Genomic DNA, 20,483 nt, shown 5'->3' on the forward strand with positions numbered 1-20,483 from the left:
GGCTTCGATCCTATCAGTGCGAGCCTGAGCGGGAGGTGCGCGTCGGCGTCCGGCGATGCCGTGTCGCGACGAACATCCACACGGTCGCCACCACCGCAAGCGCCGCGCTGCCCATGATCGGCACGAATTCCGGCTCATCGCCCACCAGATCGCGCGTCGCCCAAAAGGTCAGGATCCATGCCGCTGCGGCGAACCACGGCGTCACCCATCGCGTCACATCGCGCATGCCACCGACTATCGGTCGCCGTCCGCGGACGATGCCGATCAGGGCCGCGCCGATGGCGATGACCGCGCACAGCACCGGCAGAACGATCGGCAGGGCGCGCATGGCGGCATCCGCGATGAAGGCTGCGCGTGAGCCCGCCGCGTACGTCCCCTCGGGGAACTCCAGTTGCGCGCCGAGATAGTCGTCGTCCGACCAGAAGACGACGTCGTCCGCGGTCAGCTCAGGCCAGTGACCGTCTGCGTCGGGCGCGAACCACTCCGCGTACTGGACTCCCGCCGCCGACCGCGCCGGCGCCCCGAAATCACGCACACCCAGGTCGGGCCACGCCCCGCCGCCGAGCCAGCCGCGACCGTGCGCCGCGGCATCCAGCACCTCGTCGGAGAGCGTCAGCGAGACCGATACCGACTCGACGTCGTGGTCGACGCCCGCCCAGCCGAAGCGCCACCCCGGGCTCAGCGCCGTCCAGCGCAGCCGCTGCCGCCATCCGCCATCCGCCCAGACCTCTGCGACGGGGTCGTCGAGCGTGTAGCGGATCGTCACATCGTGGTCGCCCGGCCACTCATCCGGCAACCGGGTGCGCAGCAGCGCTTGCCCGTCGAGACGGCTCTGAGTGAACGGGACCGCAGATCCGTCGACGGCGACCGAGGTCACCGTCAGCCCCGCGTGGTGTCCGTTGACGGTGTCGTGCCAGATGCGCACGACCTGCGGCACGTTGCGGAACCCCTCCTCGACCGCTCCGCTCAGGTGCTCGGTGACCTGCAGTCGCGGAGTGCCGCCGGGTGCACCGGTCAGTGTGGCGTGGGCAGAGAACGTGCTCACGAAGAATCCGTACGCACCGGGCACCACGTCGCTGTCATACGCCGCGTCGTCCGAGTGGTACTGGGTGCTCGCGGGCACCCAGGAGACGACGGCGATGGCAGCCGGAACCGCGAGGACGGCGGCGAACCGCACCGCCAGCCGCTTGGCGGAGAGGAAAGCCGGGTCCGCGGCGACATCGGCGTTCAGGCCCTCCTGGGCGATGAGCGCGCGGACCAGGCGGCCGGCGCGACGCGGCGACGCGAACATCACCACGTACGGCAGGAGCGGGTCCTTCAGGCTGATGCGCTCGTGGGCGAGTGTCCGGTCGGCATACAGTCGCAGCCCCAGGAGCTGCTCTTTGACGAGCGTCCCTTTTCGCGTGAGCGGACGCGCGGTGAGGGCGATGACGATGATGGTACCGGCCACGAGCACGGAGACGGCCATGACAGCCACCGGCCACCAATACCGTGTGAGCGGCACCTGATACGACAGCTGTCGTACCAGGCCTGCCTGCAGAACAGCCCATGCGAGCGCCGCGCCGAGGAACGACTCGCGCACAAAGCCGCGCGGCACACGCCGCAGCCCCCGCCGGAACACGTCCTTCCACGCCGATCCGCGCAGATACCGGGTCCATGCGATCATCAGGTTGCCCGGCCTGCCGGCCTGCCGGGCGGCGCGCACCAACGCGCGTTTCGCCGCCGCGTCACCGCCGCGACGATACTCGTCCAAGGCGTCGACCAGCGGCGTGCTCAGCACCGACCGCCAGATCCGCGCCGCGACAGCCGGCTTCACGGCATCGGGCGGCTCCTCGCGGTAGACATACCAGGCTCGTCCGCGGGCGTCCGACCACGCGACGGCGCGGGCCGCGAGCGCGAACAGCAGCGTCGCCGCGAGCAGAAGCAGCGGCACGAAGGGGCCGATCGCCTGCACCCAGAAGAAGAACGACGGCGCCGGCAGGGCGAACGTGCCGGGTTCGAAGGCGAAGCGGAACCAGAAGGTGGCATACGGCGGAAGGCTCTGGTCGTTCGTCAGGGTGTACGTCACCGTGTCGCCGGTGGTGCTCTCCGGGTCCAGCTGCGCCGAGTCGGCCGCCAGCAACCACGACAGTCCGCCCCGCGGCTCCCGCGAGTACGCGTCGGCGAGCGTCCGCGGGACCGTGATGTGCATCTCGGTTTCTGCGACGCCGTGCCCGAACGACGGTCCGTACGCGTTCCACTCCCACAGCTGCTCGTCGCGCCCCGTCGAGTTGTCCTGGGCGGCGTAGGCCATGTCGTGCAGCGTGTAGCGCAGCACGACGTCGTGATCTCCACGAAGGCCCGTTCTGTGGGGAATACCGTAGGCCACCCCGTCAGCGGTCGTGCGGGTGTGCACGTGGACGGGAGACCCGTCGAGCGTCGCTTCGGTGAGCGTGGGGTGCAGGTCGTGCGACTCGTACTGCGTCGGGATCACGCGCTCAATGGTCTCGTCGCGCACGTCGTCGGCGAAGAACGCGGTGATGTGCTCCGTCACGTCGACCTGCAGGCGACCGTCGTCGCCACGGTGCAGCACGTAGTCGGCCTGGAACGACCGGGCGATCCACGTACCGGTGACGTCCTCGGCAGATGCGGTGATGTCGTCGAAGCCGATGGGCTTGTTGATCACCGGCCCGAAGATCAGCAGCAGCCCGATGCCGATGATCAGCGCCCAGCCGAACCCGATGCCCCACCGGAGGTTGACCGACCCATGCGAGCGCACCCAGCGTTCCAGTCGCATGAGCCGCGCAGACAGCCAGCGGTAAAGCGGCGTCGGGCGGCGCTGTGCGACGGCGATAGCATCGGCGGGCATCGGCTCGTGCCGACGCGGGTCGCTCACATTCACGAGCGCGCGGACTGGAGAAGCTCGCGCGCATGGGTGAGCGCCGCGTCCGAATCGGCCAGCCCTGACAGCAGACGGGCCATTTCGGCCTCCCGGTCGGCGCCGTCCAGGCGCCGCACGCTCGAGGCGGTCACGGTGCCGTCGCCGGCCTTCACGACCGTCAGGTGGTTGCCGGCGAACGCCGCGACCTGGGCGAGGTGCGTCACGGCGATGACCTGCGCGGACTCGGCGAGCCGCGCGAGCCTACGCCCCACCTCGATCGCGGCAGCGCCGCCGATGCCGGCATCCACTTCATCGAACACGAACGTCGGAACCGGATCGGTCGCCGCGATCACAACCTCGATCGCGAGCATGACCCGACTCAGCTCGCCGCCCGATGCGCCGCGCGCCACGGGGCGCAGCTGGGCGCCCGGGTGCGGCGCCAGCAGGATCGCCACCTCATCCCGCCCGTGCAACGACGCCGAGGTGGGCACGACGGTGACCTCGAGGCGGGCGTCGGGCATGGCCAGCGCATGCAGCTCTTCGGTGACGGCCGCGCCCAGCCGGGCGGCCGCCTCGACGCGGGCGGCGGTGAGGACGTCCGCGGCGGCGTCGAGGGTGGATGCTGCCGCCTCCCGCTCCGCCGAGAGCCGCTCGATACGGTCGGTGTCGTCGTCGAGCTCGACGAGCCGCGCCGATCCGGTCTGCAGCAGGTCCATCGCCGCGGCGAGGTCGCCGTGACGACGGATCAGAGCGCCCAGCTGGGCCCGGCGCTGTTCGACCGCCGCCAGCTCCTGCGGGCCAGATTCATCGAGATCGGCGAGATAGCCGGAGAGCCCTGCGGCCAGGTCGGCAGCGCGGTAGGCGATGTCGGCGGCCTGCGTGGCGAATTCGGCCAGCTCGGGGTCGCTCTCCCCCGCGCGCTCGAGGACGCGGCGCGCCTCGCCGGTCAGGGCAGCGACGTCCGGCTGATCGTCTTCGCTCGAGAGCATGGCGTGTGCGGTGGCCGCGGCCACCCGCAGGTCTTCGATGTTCGCCAGGCGCTCGGCGCGCACCGTGAGATCGTCGTCCTCTCCGGGCTGCGGATCCACCTCTTCGATCTCCGCGATGAGGGCGCGGAGCTCCTCTGCCTCACGGGCGCGCGTGTCGCGCTCGGTCACCAGCGCCGTCAGCTCGTGGTCGATCTCCTGCCAGGCGCTGAAGGCCTCCTGATATCCGGCCAGAGCCGCGGCGACGGCCTCGCCGCCGAAGCGGTCGAGCGCGTCGCGCTGGGCGACGGCTGAGCGCAGCCGCAACTGGTCGGACTGACCGTGCATGACGACGAGCTGGTCGGCGATGTCGGCGAGCACACCGGCGGGAGCGCTGCGGCCGCCGACGGTGGCACGGCTGCGCCCTTCGGCGGTGATGGTGCGCCCCACATAGAGCTCGGCGCGGCCGGCACCCGCCGGCTCGACGTCACCGCCGGCGTCCCGCGCGCGCTCGGCCACCGGTCCGTCGTCGTCGACGAGCCAGACGCCCTCCACCGACGCCTGCGGGGCACCCGCGCGCACCGCGCCGGAGTCGGCCCGTCGGCCGAGCAGCAGGCTCAAGCCGCTGACGACCATCGTCTTGCCCGCGCCGGTCTCCCCCGTGATCGCGGTGAAGCCGGGGCCGAGCGGCAGCGTCGCTTGCGCGATGACGCCGAGATCACGCAGTCGCATCTCCTCGATCACGCCGCGGCTCCCCCGCCCGATGACGTGGCCGGCCCGGCGCCTCGACCGTCTCCGTTGCCGCGCCATCCCTCCACCGGCAGGCGGAACTTCCGCACGAGCCGGTCGGTGAACGCCGCCGGGTGCAGGCGCGCCAGGCGCACCGGCTCGTCTGCCCGACGGACCACGACGCGCGCGCCCGGCGGCAGGTCGTGCGAACGGCGTCCGTCGCACCAGAGCACGCCGACGCCGTTCGTGCGCTCGAGCACCTCGATCGCCACAGAGGCCTCCGGGCCGACCACGAGCGGCTTCGCGAACAGCGCGTGCGCCGACAGCGGCACCACCGAGATGGCCTCCACCGTCGGCCAGATCACCGGCCCGCCGGCCGAGAAGTTGTAGGCGGTCGAGCCCGTGGGCGTCGAGACGACCATGCCGTCGCACCCGAACGTCGAAAGCGGTCGGCCGTCGATTTCGACGACGACCTCCAGCATCCGTTCCCGGCTCGCCTTCTCGACCGTCGCCTCGTTCAGCGCCCAGGTCGAGTAGATCACCTGGCCCGCGGCATCCTTCACCCGAACCGACAGGGTCATGCGCTCCTCGACGCGATAGTCGCGCGCGATGACACGGCGCATCGCGTCATCCATGTCATCGCGCTCGATCTCCGCGAGGAAGCCGACGTGCCCCATGTTGATGCCGAGGATCGGGGCGGACCCGCCGCGCACGAGCTCCGCAGCCCGCAGGATCGTCCCGTCGCCGCCGAGAACGACGGCCAATTCGATGTCGTGGACGGTCACGTCGGTGCCGAGTGCCGCCGTCGCGCCGAACGCACTGCGCCGTGAGGCGAGCTCCTCCCGGTCTTCGGCGGCGAGCACCGGTCGCGCGCCCGCGTCGTGCAGTGCCCGGATGACCCGGGCTGCCGCCTCGACGGTGTCGTCGCGCAGGGCGTGCGCGACGACGAGGATGCTGCGCTGCTCGTCGCTCATGAGCCCCCTGTCAGTTCGTCCACGGTGTTCCTCCATTCTGACGGATCGGCACCCGATCCCGGACGGAGATGCACCACGTATTCGCGGTTCCCGTGCGTCCCCAGGATCGGCGACGCAATGAGACCGTGCGTGACCAGGCCCGCATCCCATGCCGACCACAGCACCTGGGCGATGGCATCAGCGCGCGCGATCGGATTGCTCACGAGGCCGCCTTTGACAGCCGTGCGCCCGACTTCGAACTGTGGCTTGATGAGCAGCACGACGTCGGCGTCGTCGGTGGCGACGTCGCGCACCGCCGGCAGGACATGCCGCAACGAGATGAACGAGAGATCGCCGGTCACCAGCCCGGGCTGTGCCGCGATGCCCGCGGCCTCGCTCAGCGTCGCGCGCGTCATGTACCGCACGTTGAATCCCTCGACGGCGATGACCTCGCGATCGGCGGCGATCTCGGCCACGAGCTGATCGTGGCCGACATCGACGGCGATCACGGGGCTTGCGCCGCGCTCGCGCAGCACCTGCGTGAAGCCGCCCGTCGAGGCGCCCATGTCGAGGGCGACGCGTCCGGAAGTCTTCACCGCGAACGCGTCGAGTCCGGCGATCAGCTTGTGGGCTGCGCGGCTCACGTAATGGTCGGGTGCGGCAACGGTGAGTTCCACCTCATCGCCGACCGGCGTCGACGGCTTGTGCGCGGCACAGCCGTCGACCTTCACGGCGCCCTGCGCGATGAGGGTCTGTGCGTGCGTGCGCGAGCGCGCGAGGCCGCGCGCGGCAAGGGCCCGATCGAGACGCTGCGTCATGCCGAGCGCGGGCCTGCCGGTCCCGCGTCGAGCTCGCGGGCCAGGGCGTCGTGCAACTGGGCATAGGCATCGGCGCGCTCCGACAGCGGCTGTTCCTCGATCACTCGCAGCCTGCTGATCAGCTCGTCCCGTTCGCCCGGTTCCATGGTGCCCATGGTAGACCGAACCGCCTTCCGATCAGGGACGGAAGAACGGGTCGGCGTACAGCGCCTCTTCGACGCGGAAGCCGAAGATCGCACGCCCCGAGTTCCATACCGCTGCCGCTGCCGCCCGCACGAGATCGATCGGACGGGTTCCGGCAGCCACCAGACGCAGATCGGCGCCGTCGATGCGCACGATCGCATCGCCGACCCGGGTCGTGCCGCCGTCCGTCTGCGTGGCGGGGTACGGCTCGAAGAGCTCGCGCAGGTCTCCGACGATGAACGTCGGCCGACTCGACGCCGGCGCCGCGAGTACGTGGCGCGGCCGGTCCACGCCGGTGAGCACGAGAACCGATGGGATGTCGGCGGCATGGGCACCCGCGATGTCGGTGTCGAGTCGGTCGCCGATGAAGAGGGGATGCTGTGCCCCGAACCGAGCGACGGCCTCATGGTAGATCGGCGGCTCGGGCTTGCCGGCCACGGTCGCCAGTCGTCCCACGGCCGTGTGCACAGCCGAGACGAGCGTGCCGTTGCCCGGCGCCATGCCGCGGGCCTGCGGGATGGTCCAGTCGGTGTTCGTGGCGATCCAGGGGATGCCGCCCTCGTCCTCCGGCAGCTTCAGGGCGAAAGCGGCCTCGGCAAGGTCGGTCCACGCGATGTCGGGTGAGAACCCCTGCAGCACCGCTGCCGGGGCGTCGTCGGCACTGCGCGTGACCGTGTACCCCGCCCGTTCCACCTCGCTCACCAGGCCTTCGCCCCCGACGACGAGGATCATCGCGGGTGCCGGTATCTGCGTGCGCAACAGCCGCACCGCTGCCTGGGGGCTGGTGACGACGTCTTCGGGCGTCGTGCGATCAAGGCCCAGTTCCCGCAGGTGTGCGGCGACGTGGGCGTCGGTGCGCGACGCGTTGTTCGTGATGTAGCCGAGGCGGGCGCCGCCCGCGGCCACGCGGGTCAGGCTCTCGACGGCGTGCGGAAGCGCACCCGACCCGGCATACACGACGCCGTCGAGGTCGGCCAGGACGGTATCGACGCCGTCGAGCGGGGTGGGGGTCTGCCGGTGTCGCGAGAACAGCCCCATCAGGCCTCGTCCCCCTCGCGGGGAACGTCCGGTTCTACGGGCGCAGCCTGCTCCTCGGACTCCGCGGATTCTTCCTCGGTCACGGGCTCGTCGAGCTCCTCGATGAAGACCGTCTCGCTCTCGTCGACGCCGGCGGCCTCGTCGAGCGCCTCCGCTGCCACATCAGCGAACTCCTGCCAGCGCTCGGCCTCGGACTCACGACCGAGCTCTCCGAGAACGGCGGCGCGAGCCGAGAAGAGAGCGGGACTCCATTCGAAGGCGCGCTCCGGATCCGCCTCGGGGATCTCCAGTTCTTGAAGCGCGCGCTGTGCGTCACCGAGGTCGAGCCACGCGCCCGACATCGCGATCGCGAGGTTCACCCGCACATCCGTCGGCAGTGCGGCCCGGTTCACCCCGCGCCCCTCTTCGAGAGCGCGCTCTGGTCGGCCCATTCCCCGTTCGCTGTCGACCATCAGCGCGATCTGGTCATCGCGCCCCGTCAGACGCCGATATGTGCGCAGCTCGCGCAGCGCGAGCGCGAAATCGCCGATCGCATACGCCGTGATGGCGACCGTCTCACGCGCGACCGGAATGCGACCCGCATGACGAGACGCGGCGAGAGCGTGCTCGTGTGCGAGCGCCGTGTCTTCATCGATCAGCCGAGCGGCCATCGCCAGGTGGCGGGCAACCCGCTCGGCATTCTCCTTGGTCAATGTCTTCAGCTCGTTGCGCGCGGCGGGGTGCAGATCGCGGGGAGTGATGTCCTCCGGCAGCCGAGGATCGAGCGGCCGGTCCGCGCGCTCGCTCTGCGGCGGACGCGTGGTGCGACGGTCATCGCGGCCCTCGACCCGACCATGGCCGCCCCGGTCGCCATACGGCTTCCGATCAGAACGGTCACCGTACGGCTTCCGATCAGAGCGATCACCATACGGCTTCCGATCAGAGCGATCACCATACGGCTTCCGGTCACCACGATCCGCATCGGGCTTCCGCTCACCACGGTCGCCATACGGCCTACGGTCCGAACGGTCACCGTACGACTTCCGATCAGTGCGATCACCGTACGGCTTCCGGTCACCACGATCCACATACGGCTTACGATCTCCCCGGTCACCATACGGCTTCCGATCAGAACGGTCACCATACGGCTTCCGATCAGAACGGTCACCATACGGCTTCCGATCAGAACGGTCACCATACGGCTTCCGATCAGAACGGTCACCATACGGCTTCCGATCAGAGCGATCACCATACGGCTTCCGATCAGAGCGATCACCATACGGCTTCCGATCAGAACGGTCACCATAGGGCTTACGGTCCCCGCGATCGCCAGAAGGCCTTTGGTCTCCGCGGCCCGCGTCGCGGCTGCGGTCCGAGGAACGCCCGTGCTGCTCTCCGCGCGCGCTGTACTTCTTATGTTCCGATCGCTGCGCGGGGCGACGCTGTTCGCCATCGCCGGCGCTCTTCGCGCGCTCTTCGTCTTCAGCCACGTCGATACCTCATCTGCTGATTCTGCCGTAAAACAGAAATGGCCACCTCAAGGGTGGCCATTTCTGGAAAAATGTTCGGCGGTGTCCTACTCTCCCACAGGGTCCCCCCTGCAGTACCATCGGCGCTGAGAAGCTTAGCTTCCGGGTTCGGAATGTGACCGGGCGTTTCCTTCTCGCTATGGCCGCCGAAACTCTATGGATATGTCAATCTGTTCTCGACCGCACATCGAGAACCACAAAGTGGACGCAAACATCATCGCAGGATCGATGAAAGTGTTATCAAGTCATCGGCTTATTAGTACCGGTCAGCTCCACACGTTACCGTGCTTCCACATCCGGCCTATCAACCCAGTAGTCTAGCTGGGAGCCTCTCGGGCACGAAGCCCATGGAAGTCTCATCTCGAGGCCGGCTTCCCGCTTAGATGCTTTCAGCGGTTATCCATCCCGAACGTAGCTAATCAGCGGTGCTCCTGGCGGAACAACTGACACACCAGAGGTTCGTCCAACCCGGTCCTCTCGTACTAGGGTCAGATCCTCTCAAACTTCCTACGCGCGCAGCGGATAGGGACCGAACTGTCTCACGACGTTCTAAACCCAGCTCGCGTACCGCTTTAATGGGCGAACAGCCCAACCCTTGGGACCTACTCCAGCCCCAGGATGCGACGAGCCGACATCGAGGTGCCAAACCATGCCGTCGATATGGACTCTTGGGCAAGATCAGCCTGTTATCCCCGAGGTACCTTTTATCCGTTGAGCGACAGCGCTTCCACAAGCCACTGCCGGATCACTAGTCCCGACTTTCGTCCCTGCTCGACCTGTCAGTCTCACAGTCAAGCTCCCTTGTGCACTTACACTCGCCACCTGATTGCCAACCAGGTTGAGGGAACCTTTGGGCGCCTCCGTTACTCTTTAGGAGGCAACCGCCCCAGTTAAACTACCCACCAGGCACTGTCCCTGAACCGGATCACGGTCCGAAGTTAGACATCCAGAGTGACCAGAGTGGTATTTCAACAATGACTCCACACTCACTGGCGTGAATGCTTCACAGTCTCCCACCTATCCTACACAAGCCACACCGAATACCAATACCAAGCTGTAGTAAAGGTCACGGGGTCTTTCCGTCCTGCTGCGCGTAACGAGCATCTTTACTCGTAATGCAATTTCGCCGAGTTCGTGGTTGAGACAGTTGGGAAGTCGTTACGCCATTCGTGCAGGTCGGAACTTACCCGACAAGGAATTTCGCTACCTTAGGATGGTTATAGTTACCACCGCCGTTTACTGGGGCTTAAATTCGCAGCTTCGCCGTAAGGCTGACCGCTCCTCTTAACCTTCCAGCACCGGGCAGGCGTCAGTCCGTATACATCGTCTTGCGACTTGGCACGGACCTGTGTTTTTAGTAAACAGTCGCTACCCACTGGTCTCTGCGGCCACCACACCCTTTCGGTGTAAAACCTAATAAGTGGATGGCCCCCCTTCTCCCGAAGTTACGGGGGTATTTTGCCGAGTTCCTTAACCACGATTCTCTCGATCTCCTTGGTATTCTCTACCTGACCACCTGAGTCGGTTTGGGGTACGGGCGGCTAGAACCTCGCGTCGATGCTTTTCTTGGCAGCAGAGGATCACCCACTTTTCATCCGCATCGTGTCTCACCCTTCATGACTCCCGGATTTGCCTAGGAGTCGGGCTACGCACTTGCACCAGGACAACCATCGCCTGGCATGGGCTACCTTCCTGCGTCACACCTGTTAATACGCTAGCCGCACCAGCATGGGGTCGAGCGTTCACCAGAACACCATCACCCCGAAGGGATCCGGCACGTCCTGGCTAGGACTCTTAGCACCACTGGATTGACTGGGGCGGTTCTTCGCCGGTACGGGAATATCAACCCGTTGTCCATCGACTACGCCTGTCGGCCTCGCCTTAGGTCCCGACTTACCCAGGGAAGATGAGCTTGACCCTGGAACCCTTGGTCTTCCGGAGGACGTGTTTCTCACACGTCTTTCGCTACTCATGCCTGCATTCTCACTCGTGTGCCGTCCACGGCTGGGTCACCCCGCCGCTTCACCCGGCACACGACGCTCTCCTACCCATCCACACGACTGGACCACGAAGGCCTGTCGAAAGTGCGAATGCCACATCTTCGGTGGCGTGCTTGAGCCCCGTTACATTGTCGGCGCGGAATCACTTGACCAGTGAGCTATTACGCACTCTTTCAAGGGTGGCTGCTTCTAAGCCAACCTCCTGGTTGTCAAGGCAACTCCACATCCTTTCCCACTTAGCACGCGCTTAGGGACCTTAGATGGTGGTCTGGGTTGTTTCCCTCTCGACGATGAAGCTTATCCCCCACCGTCTCACTGCTGCGCTCTCACTTACCGGCATTCGGAGTTTGGCTGACGTCAGTAACCTGGTCGGGCCCATCGGCCATCCAGTAGCTCTACCTCCGGCAAGAAACACGCAACGCTGCACCTAAATGCATTTCGGAGAGAACCAGCTATCACGAAGTTTGATTGGCCTTTCACCCCTATCCACAGCTCATCCCCTCAGTTTTCAACCTAAGTGGGTTCGGCCCTCCACGACGTCTTACCGTCGCTTCAGCCTGGCCATGGATAGATCACTTCGCTTCGGGTCTAGGACACGCGACTGAACGCCCTGTTCAGACTCGCTTTCGCTACGGCTTCCCCACCCGGGTTAACCTCGCCACGTATCACTAACTCGCAGGCTCATTCTTCAAAAGGCACGCTGTCACCCCTGCTAAGGAGGCTCCAACGGTTTGTAAGCAAACGGTTTCAGGTACTATTTCACTCCCCTCCCGGGGTACTTTTCACCTTTCCCTCACGGTACTTGTCCGCTATCGGTCATCTGGGAGTATTCAGGCTTATCAGGTGGTCCTGACAGATTCACACGGGATTTCTCGGGCCCCGTGCTACTCGGGATACTCTCCACGCCAAGAACACGCATTTCAGCTACAGGGCTCTCACCTGCTACGGCCCGCCTTTCCAGACGATTCGCCTATACGCTCTTGTCACGCCGACTGTCCGGCAGAACAGTCAAGAAAGTCCCACAACCCCCAGCATGCAACGCCCGCCGGCTATCACACACACTAGGTTTAGCCTCTTCCGGTTTCGCTCGCCACTACTCACGGAATCACTGTTGTTTTCTCTTCCTGTGGGTACTGAGATGTTTCACTTCCCCACGTTCCCTCTACCCGCCCTATACATTCAGGCGGGAGTCACCAGGTCGGCACGCCGCCTGGCGGGGTTTCCCCATTCGGAAATCCTCGGATCAAAACTCGCTTACCAGTTCCCCGAGGCTTATCGCAGATTGCCACGTCCTTCTTCGGCTCCAGATGCCAAGGCATCCACCGTTTGCTCTTAAAGACTTGAAATCACATGAGCACGACCCACAACAAAAAGCTGTGAGCCGAAAAAATCATCTATTCTTTAAGATGCTCGCGTCCACTGTGTAGTTCTCAACGTACGGGCGGTACCCGCCTGACCTGCCCCAACCGGGGAAGACCAGAACAAGTCCAGAGGAAGAACACGCCACCAAAAGCGGCGGGCCCGGTCCCTCAGGACCCAACAGCGTGCAGACACCCCGCTCCCCGATCCCCGCTTTCCTCCCACACCCGAAGATGTGACGTACTCACAGAAACCAGCCGCGCTGGTGTCATGTCAAATGTTCCACCCATGAGCCCCGACCACACACATTCGGTGTGGAACCGGGTACTGGAGCACCCCACCGAAGCGGGACACTCAGTTGCTCCTTAGAAAGGAGGTGATCCAGCCGCACCTTCCGGTACGGCTACCTTGTTACGACTTAGTCCTAATTACCGATCCCACCTTCGACGGCTCCCTCCACAAGGGTTGGGCCACCGGCTTCAGGTGTTACCGACTTTCATGACTTGACGGGCGGTGTGTACAAGACCCGGGAACGTATTCACCGCAGCGTTGCTGATCTGCGATTACTAGCGACTCCGACTTCACGTAGTCGAGTTGCAGACTACGATCCGAACTGGGACCGGCTTTTTGGGATTCGCTCCACCTCGCGGTATCGCAGCCCTTTGTACCGGCCATTGTAGCATGCGTGAAGCCCAAGACATAAGGGGCATGATGATTTGACGTCATCCCCACCTTCCTCCGAGTTGACCCCGGCAGTATCCCCTGAGTTCCCACCATTACGTGCTGGCAACAGAGAACGAGGGTTGCGCTCGTTGCGGGACTTAACCCAACATCTCACGACACGAGCTGACGACAACCATGCACCACCTGTACACCGACCACAAGGGGGCGACCATCTCTGGCCGTTTCCGGTGTATGTCAAGCCTTGGTAAGGTTCTTCGCGTTGCATCGAATTAATCCGCATGCTCCGCCGCTTGTGCGGGTCCCCGTCAATTCCTTTGAGTTTTAGCCTTGCGGCCGTACTCCCCAGGCGGGGAACTTAATGCGTTAGCTGCGTCACGGAATCCGTGGAAAGGACCCCACAACTAGTTCCCACCGTTTACGGGGTGGACTACCAGGGTATCTAAGCCTGTTTGCTCCCCACCCTTTCGCTCCTCAGCGTCAGTTACGGCCCAGAGATCTGCCTTCGCCATCGGTGTTCCTCCTGATATCTGCGCATTCCACCGCTACACCAGGAATTCCAATCTCCCCTACCGCACTCTAGTCTGCCCGTACCCACTGCACGCCCGAGGTTGAGCCCCGGGATTTCACAGCAGACGCGACAAACCGCCTACGAGCTCTTTACGCCCAATAATTCCGGATAACGCTTGCACCCTACGTATTACCGCGGCTGCTGGCACGTAGTTAGCCGGTGCTTTTTCTGCAGGTACCGTCACCCGAAGGCTTCTTCCCTGCCAAAAGAGGTTTACAACCCGAAGGCCGTCGTCCCCCACGCGGCGTTGCTGCATCAGGCTTGCGCCCATTGTGCAATATTCCCCACTGCTGCCTCCCGTAGGAGTCTGGGCCGTGTCTCAGTCCCAGTGTGGCCGGTCACCCTCTCAGGCCGGCTACCCGTCGACGCCTTGGTGAGCCATTACCTCACCAACAAGCTGATAGGCCGCGAGCCCATCCCAAACCGAAAAATCTTTCCAGACGCAGACCATGCGGCCACGCCTCATATCCAGTATTAGACGCCGTTTCCAGCGCTTATCCCAGAGTCCAGGGCAGGTTGCTCACGTGTTACTCACCCGTTCGCCACTAATCCACCCAGCAAGCTGGGCTTCATCGTTCGACTTGCATGTGTTAAGCACGCCGCCAGCGTTCATCCTGAGCCAGGATCAAACTCTCCGTAAAAAACGAAAGCCACAACACCACCGGGAAAACGGCAGACATCGCAGCGAGTTCAATCATGACCAAAAACGAATGTCACTGACATCCATAAAATTGATCCAAAGGAATTCTCAACCACCAACCAAAAGGCCGGCAGACGAGGATAATTTGGCATTTGACAAGTGCACGCTGTTGAGTTCTCAAGGATCGGACGCACCCACAACCCGGCCAACCAAGACCATCGCACAGGGCAACTTCACAATCATACCCGATCCGAGCGGCTTGTCTCTTCGACACGCCGATCTCTCGATCGGGAGTTCCCATCGTATCACCAACCCGACGGCTCTGAAACCGTGGATCAATGGATGGGAGGTGGTTCGCTGCTTGAGGGGCGGAGGCCTTTCGGCCGCTTCGCTCTTCCCTTTGGGGCGAACAAGTAATACTTTACGCACCGATCGGCGGTTCCAGCCAATCGCGGCTGCACCCCGGGCGTGTCGGGCTGATCACGCGGCAAATCCGTTCCGCGGCCACGGAGTAGCATCGGTTCATGCCGCCATCGGAGACCGCACCGGGCAGGCTTCTGCGCGGTATCTGGAACGCACTGGAACGGCCTGAATCCGAGCTCTCCGGCGCGGTCGGCCCGCGGCATCCCGTCCCCCTTCCCGCGCACACCGACGTTCCGGCCCTCGCCTGGAGCGCCGTCGCCGCCGCGTCTTGCGCCGCTGCGAGCCTCACCGGCAGGGCGGTCCACACGGTGGACCCCGATCGTGTCGCGGTCGCCTATCGCAGCCGCGTCGAGATCGACGGGGTCGAGCCCGCCATGTTCTCGCCGATGTCGGGCTTCTTCCGCACCGTTGACGGCTGGGTGCGCACACATGCGAACTATCCGCACCACAGCGCGGCGCTCCGGCTCGGGTTCGGCCTGAGCGAGACGGCGACGCGCGAGCAGTTCGCCGAGCGCCTCATCGCTCTTCCCACCGACCAGGCCGTCGAGCTCGCGCGTCGCGCGGGCGCTCTGTGCGTACCCGTGCGGACCGAGAATCCTCGAGAGGACGAGCGGCTGCGCTCCGCCCCCGTCATCGAGCTGCGTCATCTCGCCGATGCCGAGCCGAGGCCGCTGCCGGGCCGGTCTGCCCACGCTCCCCTGCGCGGGGTGCGCGTCCTCGATCTCACGCGGGTGATCGCCGGCCCCGTCGGCACACGCACCCTCGCGTTTCTCGGCGCCGACGTCCTGCGGATCGACCCACCGCACCTGCCCGAGCTCGAGCCGCAGCACTTCGACACCGGCCACGGCAAGCGGTCGGCGCTCCTCGACCTCGCTTCTCCCGAGGGGCTGCGCCGGTTCGACGAACTCCTCGCCGACGCCGACGTCGTCGCACTGGGCTACCGTCCCTCGGGTCTCACGCGGCTCGGAATCACTCCGCACGCCCTCGCCCGGCAGCGACCCGGGCTCATCGTCGCGCAGCACTCGGCCTGGAGCGATCCCGATCGGCGCGGGTTCGACAGTCTTGTCCAGCCTGCGAGCGGCATCGCACTCGTCGAGGGCACGCCCGAGGCGCCGGGCACCCTGCCGGTCCAGGCGCTCGACCACACGACGGGCTACCTTCTCGCCGCGGGCGTGATGACGGCCCTGGCACGGCGCAGCGCGGAAGGCGGGTCATGGCTCGTCTCGACATCACTGCGCCGTATCGCGGCGGAACTCCTCGGCCTGCCGCACTCCCCCACGGTTCGCGCCGCCCAAGCGCCCTCGTGGGAACGACACTCGCAGACGTTCGAGGTCGACGGACGACGCATCACGACCGCGGCACCCGCCATCGCATACCCGGGCGGACCGAGTCGGTTTCGCGCGCCGCGCCCCTGGGGCGGCGACCGTGCGGAGTGGTCCGCCTGAGTTGAGGCGACCTGCGGAGTTCAGGCGACCGCGGCCCGGAGGTCTGCGACGAGCGCGTCGAAGGCACTCGCGCGCTCGCGCTCGTCGCGGACGCGCAGGATCGCCGAGGGATGCGCCGTGACCATGACCCGCCGGCCCTCGGCCTCTTGCATGCGGCCCCGCTCCTGTCCGATGCGCACTGTCCGCCCCAGCACGGCACGCGCAGCGGTCGCACCGAGACAGACGATGGTTCGCGGGTCCACAGCGCCCACCTCCGCCTCCAGCCACGGGTGACAGGCTCGGATATGCGCGACCTGGGGGCTCTGATGGATGCGGCGCTTTCCCCGCTGCTCGAAGCGGAAATGCTTGACCGCATTGGTCGTGTAGACGCTGTCCGGCCGAATCCCCGCGGCCTCCAACGCGTCATGGAGCACATGACCGGCCGGCCCGACGAACGGCTCGCCCGCGAGATCTTCACGGTCGCCGGGCTGTTCGCCCACGAGCATGAGCTCCGCCGGCGCGGATCCGTCACCGAACACCGTCTGCGTCGCTTCGCGCCAGAGCTCACAGCCCCGACAGCTCTGGGCCGCCTCGCAAAGCCCTTCGATGTCGTCCGTCGCCGGCAGCCATGCCCCCGCCCCCGGGCGGTCCGGGTCATCCATGCGGCGAGTCTAGAACGCTCGACGTCGCAACTGAACCGCCCCGCACGCCAGGAGCGTGAGAACTCCCCAGATCGCGCAGGCCGGAGGCAGCACACGGTACGCGAGGTGCGCCGTTGTGAATGTCGGCGTGAGCGGCCCGTACACGGCCAGCCCGATGAACCACGCCGCGACGAGTGCGAGCGGCAACGCGGCGAGCCAGGCCCACGGCATCCACTCCGCCGTCATTCGACGCAGCGGCCGCGGCGGCGTCCGTCGCCACCAGAGCGCAGCCCACACCGCCAGCACAACGAGGCCGATGATGCTCGAGCCATGCTGGATCCACTTGTACCCCGGTAGCGACCCCCAGCTCGCGTTGAGCGCGGGCACCAGCTCCACGCCGAGCCTGCCTTCATGGCTGAAAGCATCCCAGGCCAGGTGCGAGGCGACGCCGATCGCGAGAGCCGCGACCAGGAGCAGGATGCTGGTGGCCGATGCCCTCCGCACGCCACGACGTGAGAACGTCTCGCGCGCGGCATCGGCAGCGCCGGCATCCCACTGGGCCGGAAGCCGGCACGCGACGAACGCCGGCACGAGCTCACGGGCCGCAGGGCGCAAGATGCACCGCCACACCAGCAGGAGCACCGCCGCCAGCAGGACCGTCACCGGCAACCAGGCGGGATCATGCGTCCACCCGTAGTCGACCGCCGTGCCACGCAGGAACAGCGGCAGGTCCGGCGTCATGGCGCCCACCGCGACCGCAGCGGGCGCCAGCGGCGTCCGCGTGAACGGGAGCGCGACGATCGCGTGGCTGGGCGTGAACGGCATAGCTCAGGCCGTGACGAACACCCCGGCCAGCGTCTTCTTTCCGCGTCGCAGCACCGACACCCGCCCGGGAAGGGCTCCGGTGATCAGTGCCCCCTCGTCTTCGACACGTGCGCCGTCCATCGAGACACCGCCCTGTGCGATGGCGCGCCGCGCTTCGCTCAGGCTCGCGACGAGCTCGGTGTCGACGAGCGCCTGGACGACGGTGGTCTCGATCGAGGCCTCGGTGTGCGGCAGCTCCTCCAGGGCGCTGCGCAGCACGCGCGGGTCGAGCGTGGTCAGATCGCCCTTGCCGAACAGTGCCTCGGAGGCCGCCGCCACGGCGGTCGCGGCATCCAGCCCGTGCACGGTCGTGACGACCTCCGCTGCCAGCCGCTTCTGCGCCGCGCGCCGGAACGGCTCGGCCTCGACGAGGCGCGCGTACTCCTCGATCTCGCCCCGGGTGAGGAACGTGAAGACTTTCAGCCGGTCGACCACGTCGGCGTCATCGGTGTTCAGCCAGAACTGGTACATCCGGTACGGGCTGCACATCTCGGCATCGAGCCAGATCGCATTGCCCTCGCTCTTGCCGAACTTCGTGCCGTCGCTGTTGGTGATCAGCGGCGTGCCGATGGCATGCACCGACGCCCCCTCCACCCGATGGATGAGGTCCACGCCGCTGGTGAGATTGCCCCATTGATCGGAACCCCCGGTCTGCAGCACACAGTCGTACTGCCGGAACAGCTCGAGGTAGTCGAGCCCCTGAAGGATCTGGTAGCTGAACTCGGTGTAGCTGATGCCCGCCTCGGAGTTCAGCCGGGCGCTGACCGCGTCCTTCTTGAGCATCGTGCCGACGCGGTAGTGCTTGCCGATCTCGCGCAGGAAATCGATCGCCGACAAGGGCGCCGTCCAGTCGAGGTTGTTCACCAGGCGCGCGGCGTTCTCGCCCTCGAAGTTGAGGTATCGCTCCACCTGGACGCGCAGCTTCTCCACCCATTCCTGGACGGTCTCGCGTGTGTTCAGGGTGCGCTCAGCCGTCGGACGCGGGTCGCCGATCAGTCCGGTCGAGCCGCCGACGAGCCCGAGCGGCTTGTGCCCTGCCAACTGCAGGCGGCGCAGGAGAAGCAGCTGCACGAGGTTGCCGAGGTGCAGGCTGGGCGCGGTCGGATCGAACCCGCAGTAATAGGTGATCGGGTCTCCGCCCAGCACGGCGCGCAGCGCCTCTTGGTCGGTGGAGACATGCACCAGCCCGCGCCACACCAGTTCGTCCCAGACGTTCTCGAACGTCTGGTCGTTGGCGGGAGCGAGGGCGCTCAGAGCGGGTGTTGACACGCCGTTCAGAGTATCAGCGACGTTCTCTCTGACTTCGCCGCGAGCGAACACCGATCAGGCGGCGTCGGCCAGTGTGGTCTGACCACATGTGTTAGACTGAGGTCACCGACGGAGCTCCTCCCCCATCTCGGGCCCCGTCGGCAGTCGGGGCATCCTACCCGCGGTGCGTCGCCGTATCGGGCGACCCCGGGTACGCCCTTTGCGCCGCCGGCCATCCCCCGGGTCGGCGGCGTCACCCCTGCCCGACAGACACGTCATGCCAGACTGGCGGGCATGGAGTTCTTCCCCGGTGCGGATGTGCTGCTGACCGCGGCGCTGTCGATCTTCCTGTTCCTCGCGCTCTGTGCGGCGCTCGTGCTGATCGTGGTCTCCCTGCGGCATCCATCCACCACCGCCCTTCTGGTCGCGGGCATCCTCGTCGTCATCGCGCTGGTCATCGTCGCCCTCGCCCCGGTGAACGTCCCCGCGATCATGGGCGTCATCCTCACCGCCCTGGGCATCGCCGTCGCCGTCATCGGCGGCAACCCGGTGGCTCGGCGCCTGTTGGAGATCGCCGCGGGCGCGCGCGTGCGTGAGACGGAAGACGGCGGGATCGTGGTGGTGGCGCAGGAGAAGGATGCCGCGCCCGAAGCCCCGCGCACTCTGATGCGCGGGGGCACGGTGATCGGATATCTCGAGCGACTCGCCGCAGTGATCTCCATCGTCGTCGGATATCCCGAAGCCATCGCCGTCGTCGTGGCGATCAAGGGCATCGGCCGGTTCTCCGAGCTGGGTGAGCCCGAGACGCGGGAGCGCTTCATCATCGGCACCCTCGCCAGTCTCGTCTGGGCATGCGCGGTCGGCGCGCTGCTGCGCCTTGCCGTGTGGTGAGCTCAGCCCCGCAGCAGCCGAAAGCCCTCCACCACGGCATTCGCCCCTGACGACGCCAGCGCCTGCGACACCGCGGACTGCGTGATCCCTTCGGCTGCGGCGAGTGCACGCTGGGTGGCGCCGACGCAGCGGCCATAGGTGAGCCGCCGCGAGCGCTCGCTCATCTGGGCGACCAGGTGATCGCGGGCGAGAAGATAGGCGTTGACCACTCGCAGATCGTCACCGTCTTCTGACGCGGCACCGGACGAGACCGCGTCAGATGACCAGCGCGCCACCTGCGTGCGTGCCGATGCAACGGCGCTCGCTGCGAGAGCCTCGACGTCTTCGATCGCGGCCCGGGCGGCCCACCAGGCGGTCCCCTCGGAGATACCTCCGGACGCGGATGGAATCTCTCCCGCCTCGCCCAGACCGACGCCGAACCGGCACTCGATACCGTCGGGCAGTGCGAGCTGGAACAGCAGGGTCGCCAGCAATGCGGCATCCCGGTGTGGATAGACGCCCTGCATCTCATCGCCGACGATGGGGTGCAGCGGCACGTCGACCGGCGGCCCGTCCTCGGTGAGCCTCTGCAGAACACCGTCAATCGTTCGCTGCGCCGAAGTACGGTCGGCGATGCGTCGGGAGCCGACGATGTCCACGATCACTGCGACAGCCATGCAATGAGCGTATCACTTATATTGGGCGATA

14 protein-coding genes and 3 rRNA genes are annotated in these 20,483 nt (G+C 66.2%); 2 read left to right on the forward strand and 15 right to left on the reverse strand.

Annotated features, from left to right (window positions below):
- Positions 1 to 13 precede the first annotated feature (13 nt).
- From PU630_RS10410 to PU630_RS10460, 11 genes are all read right to left on the reverse strand, one after another.
- A complete protein-coding gene (locus PU630_RS10410) occupies positions 14 to 2,848 on the reverse strand; it encodes a DUF2207 domain-containing protein (protein WP_275277004.1) in 2,835 nt (944 codons plus the stop codon).
- 29 nt (positions 2,849 to 2,877) lie between these two features.
- Positions 2,878 to 4,569: a DNA repair protein RecN gene (recN, locus tag PU630_RS10415; RefSeq protein ID WP_275277005.1), complete on the reverse strand. Its 1,692-nt coding sequence runs from the start codon at positions 4,567 to 4,569 to the stop codon at positions 2,878 to 2,880.
- On the reverse strand, positions 4,566 to 5,528 hold the full coding sequence (locus tag PU630_RS10420) for an NAD kinase (RefSeq protein ID WP_275277006.1): 963 nt from the start codon (positions 5,526 to 5,528) through the stop codon (positions 4,566 to 4,568). Before PU630_RS10420 ends, recN begins: the two co-directional genes overlap by 4 nt.
- Positions 5,525 to 6,325, reverse strand: a complete 801-nt coding sequence (locus PU630_RS10425; RefSeq protein WP_275277007.1) for a TlyA family RNA methyltransferase — start codon at positions 6,323 to 6,325, stop codon at positions 5,525 to 5,527. Before PU630_RS10425 ends, PU630_RS10420 begins: the two co-directional genes overlap by 4 nt.
- Positions 6,322 to 6,471 carry a hypothetical protein gene (locus tag PU630_RS10430; RefSeq protein WP_275277008.1) on the reverse strand — a complete coding sequence of 50 codons (150 nt, stop codon included), beginning with the start codon at positions 6,469 to 6,471 and terminating at the stop codon, positions 6,322 to 6,324. Before PU630_RS10430 ends, PU630_RS10425 begins: the two co-directional genes overlap by 4 nt.
- A 31-nt stretch (positions 6,472 to 6,502) precedes the next feature.
- Positions 6,503 to 7,546: an HAD-IIA family hydrolase gene (locus PU630_RS10435; RefSeq protein WP_275277009.1), complete on the reverse strand. Its 1,044-nt coding sequence runs from the start codon at positions 7,544 to 7,546 to the stop codon at positions 6,503 to 6,505.
- Positions 7,546 to 8,238, reverse strand: a complete 693-nt coding sequence (locus tag PU630_RS10440) for a hypothetical protein (RefSeq protein ID WP_275277010.1) — start codon at positions 8,236 to 8,238, stop codon at positions 7,546 to 7,548. Before PU630_RS10440 ends, PU630_RS10435 begins: the two co-directional genes overlap by 1 nt.
- Before the next feature lie 5 nt (positions 8,239 to 8,243).
- Complete coding sequence (locus PU630_RS10445; RefSeq protein WP_275277011.1) at positions 8,244 to 8,831, reverse strand: hypothetical protein; 588 nt, start codon at positions 8,829 to 8,831, stop codon at positions 8,244 to 8,246.
- 257 nt (positions 8,832 to 9,088) lie between these two features.
- Positions 9,089 to 9,205, reverse strand: a 5S ribosomal RNA gene (rrf, locus tag PU630_RS10450).
- 85 nt (positions 9,206 to 9,290) lie between these two features.
- Positions 9,291 to 12,400 (reverse strand): 23S ribosomal RNA (locus PU630_RS10455).
- Between the two features lie 382 nt (positions 12,401 to 12,782).
- Positions 12,783 to 14,306, reverse strand: a 16S ribosomal RNA gene (locus PU630_RS10460).
- Together the 16S, 23S and 5S rRNA genes form the textbook arrangement of a ribosomal RNA operon.
- Before the next feature lie 523 nt (positions 14,307 to 14,829).
- Here PU630_RS10460 and PU630_RS10465 point away from each other — a divergent pair.
- Positions 14,830 to 16,173, forward strand: a complete 1,344-nt coding sequence (locus tag PU630_RS10465) for a CoA transferase (RefSeq protein WP_275277012.1) — start codon at positions 14,830 to 14,832, stop codon at positions 16,171 to 16,173.
- Between the two features lie 20 nt (positions 16,174 to 16,193).
- Here PU630_RS10465 and PU630_RS10470 read toward each other — a convergent pair whose 3' ends face one another.
- Genes PU630_RS10470 through tyrS form a run of 3 tightly spaced genes read right to left on the reverse strand, consistent with a single transcriptional unit; the run spans position 16,194 to position 18,926 of the window.
- Positions 16,194 to 16,814, reverse strand: coding sequence for a UdgX family uracil-DNA binding protein (locus PU630_RS10470; RefSeq protein ID WP_275277013.1), 621 nt, complete (start codon positions 16,812 to 16,814; stop codon positions 16,194 to 16,196).
- Between the two features lie 9 nt (positions 16,815 to 16,823).
- A complete protein-coding gene (locus tag PU630_RS10475; protein ID WP_275277014.1) occupies positions 16,824 to 17,618 on the reverse strand; it encodes a DUF4184 family protein in 795 nt (264 codons plus the stop codon).
- A gap of 3 nt (positions 17,619 to 17,621) precedes the next feature.
- Entirely contained in the window at positions 17,622 to 18,926 is a 1,305-nt protein-coding gene (gene tyrS, locus PU630_RS10480) for a tyrosine--tRNA ligase (RefSeq protein ID WP_275277015.1), read from the reverse strand.
- A 273-nt stretch (positions 18,927 to 19,199) separates the two neighbouring features.
- Here tyrS and PU630_RS10485 point away from each other — a divergent pair, with 273 nt between their 5' ends.
- Positions 19,200 to 19,796 carry a hypothetical protein gene (locus tag PU630_RS10485; protein ID WP_275277016.1) on the forward strand — a complete coding sequence of 199 codons (597 nt, stop codon included), beginning with the start codon at positions 19,200 to 19,202 and terminating at the stop codon, positions 19,794 to 19,796.
- Between the two features lie 2 nt (positions 19,797 to 19,798).
- Here PU630_RS10485 and PU630_RS10490 read toward each other — a convergent pair whose 3' ends face one another.
- A complete protein-coding gene (locus PU630_RS10490) occupies positions 19,799 to 20,452 on the reverse strand; it encodes a SatD family protein (RefSeq protein WP_275277017.1) in 654 nt (217 codons plus the stop codon).
- Positions 20,453 to 20,483: the final 31 nt, after the last annotated feature.

It is taken from the genome of Microbacterium horticulturae (assembly GCF_029094505.1).
GTDB lineage: Bacteria > Actinomycetota > Actinomycetes > Actinomycetales > Microbacteriaceae > Microbacterium > Microbacterium horticulturae.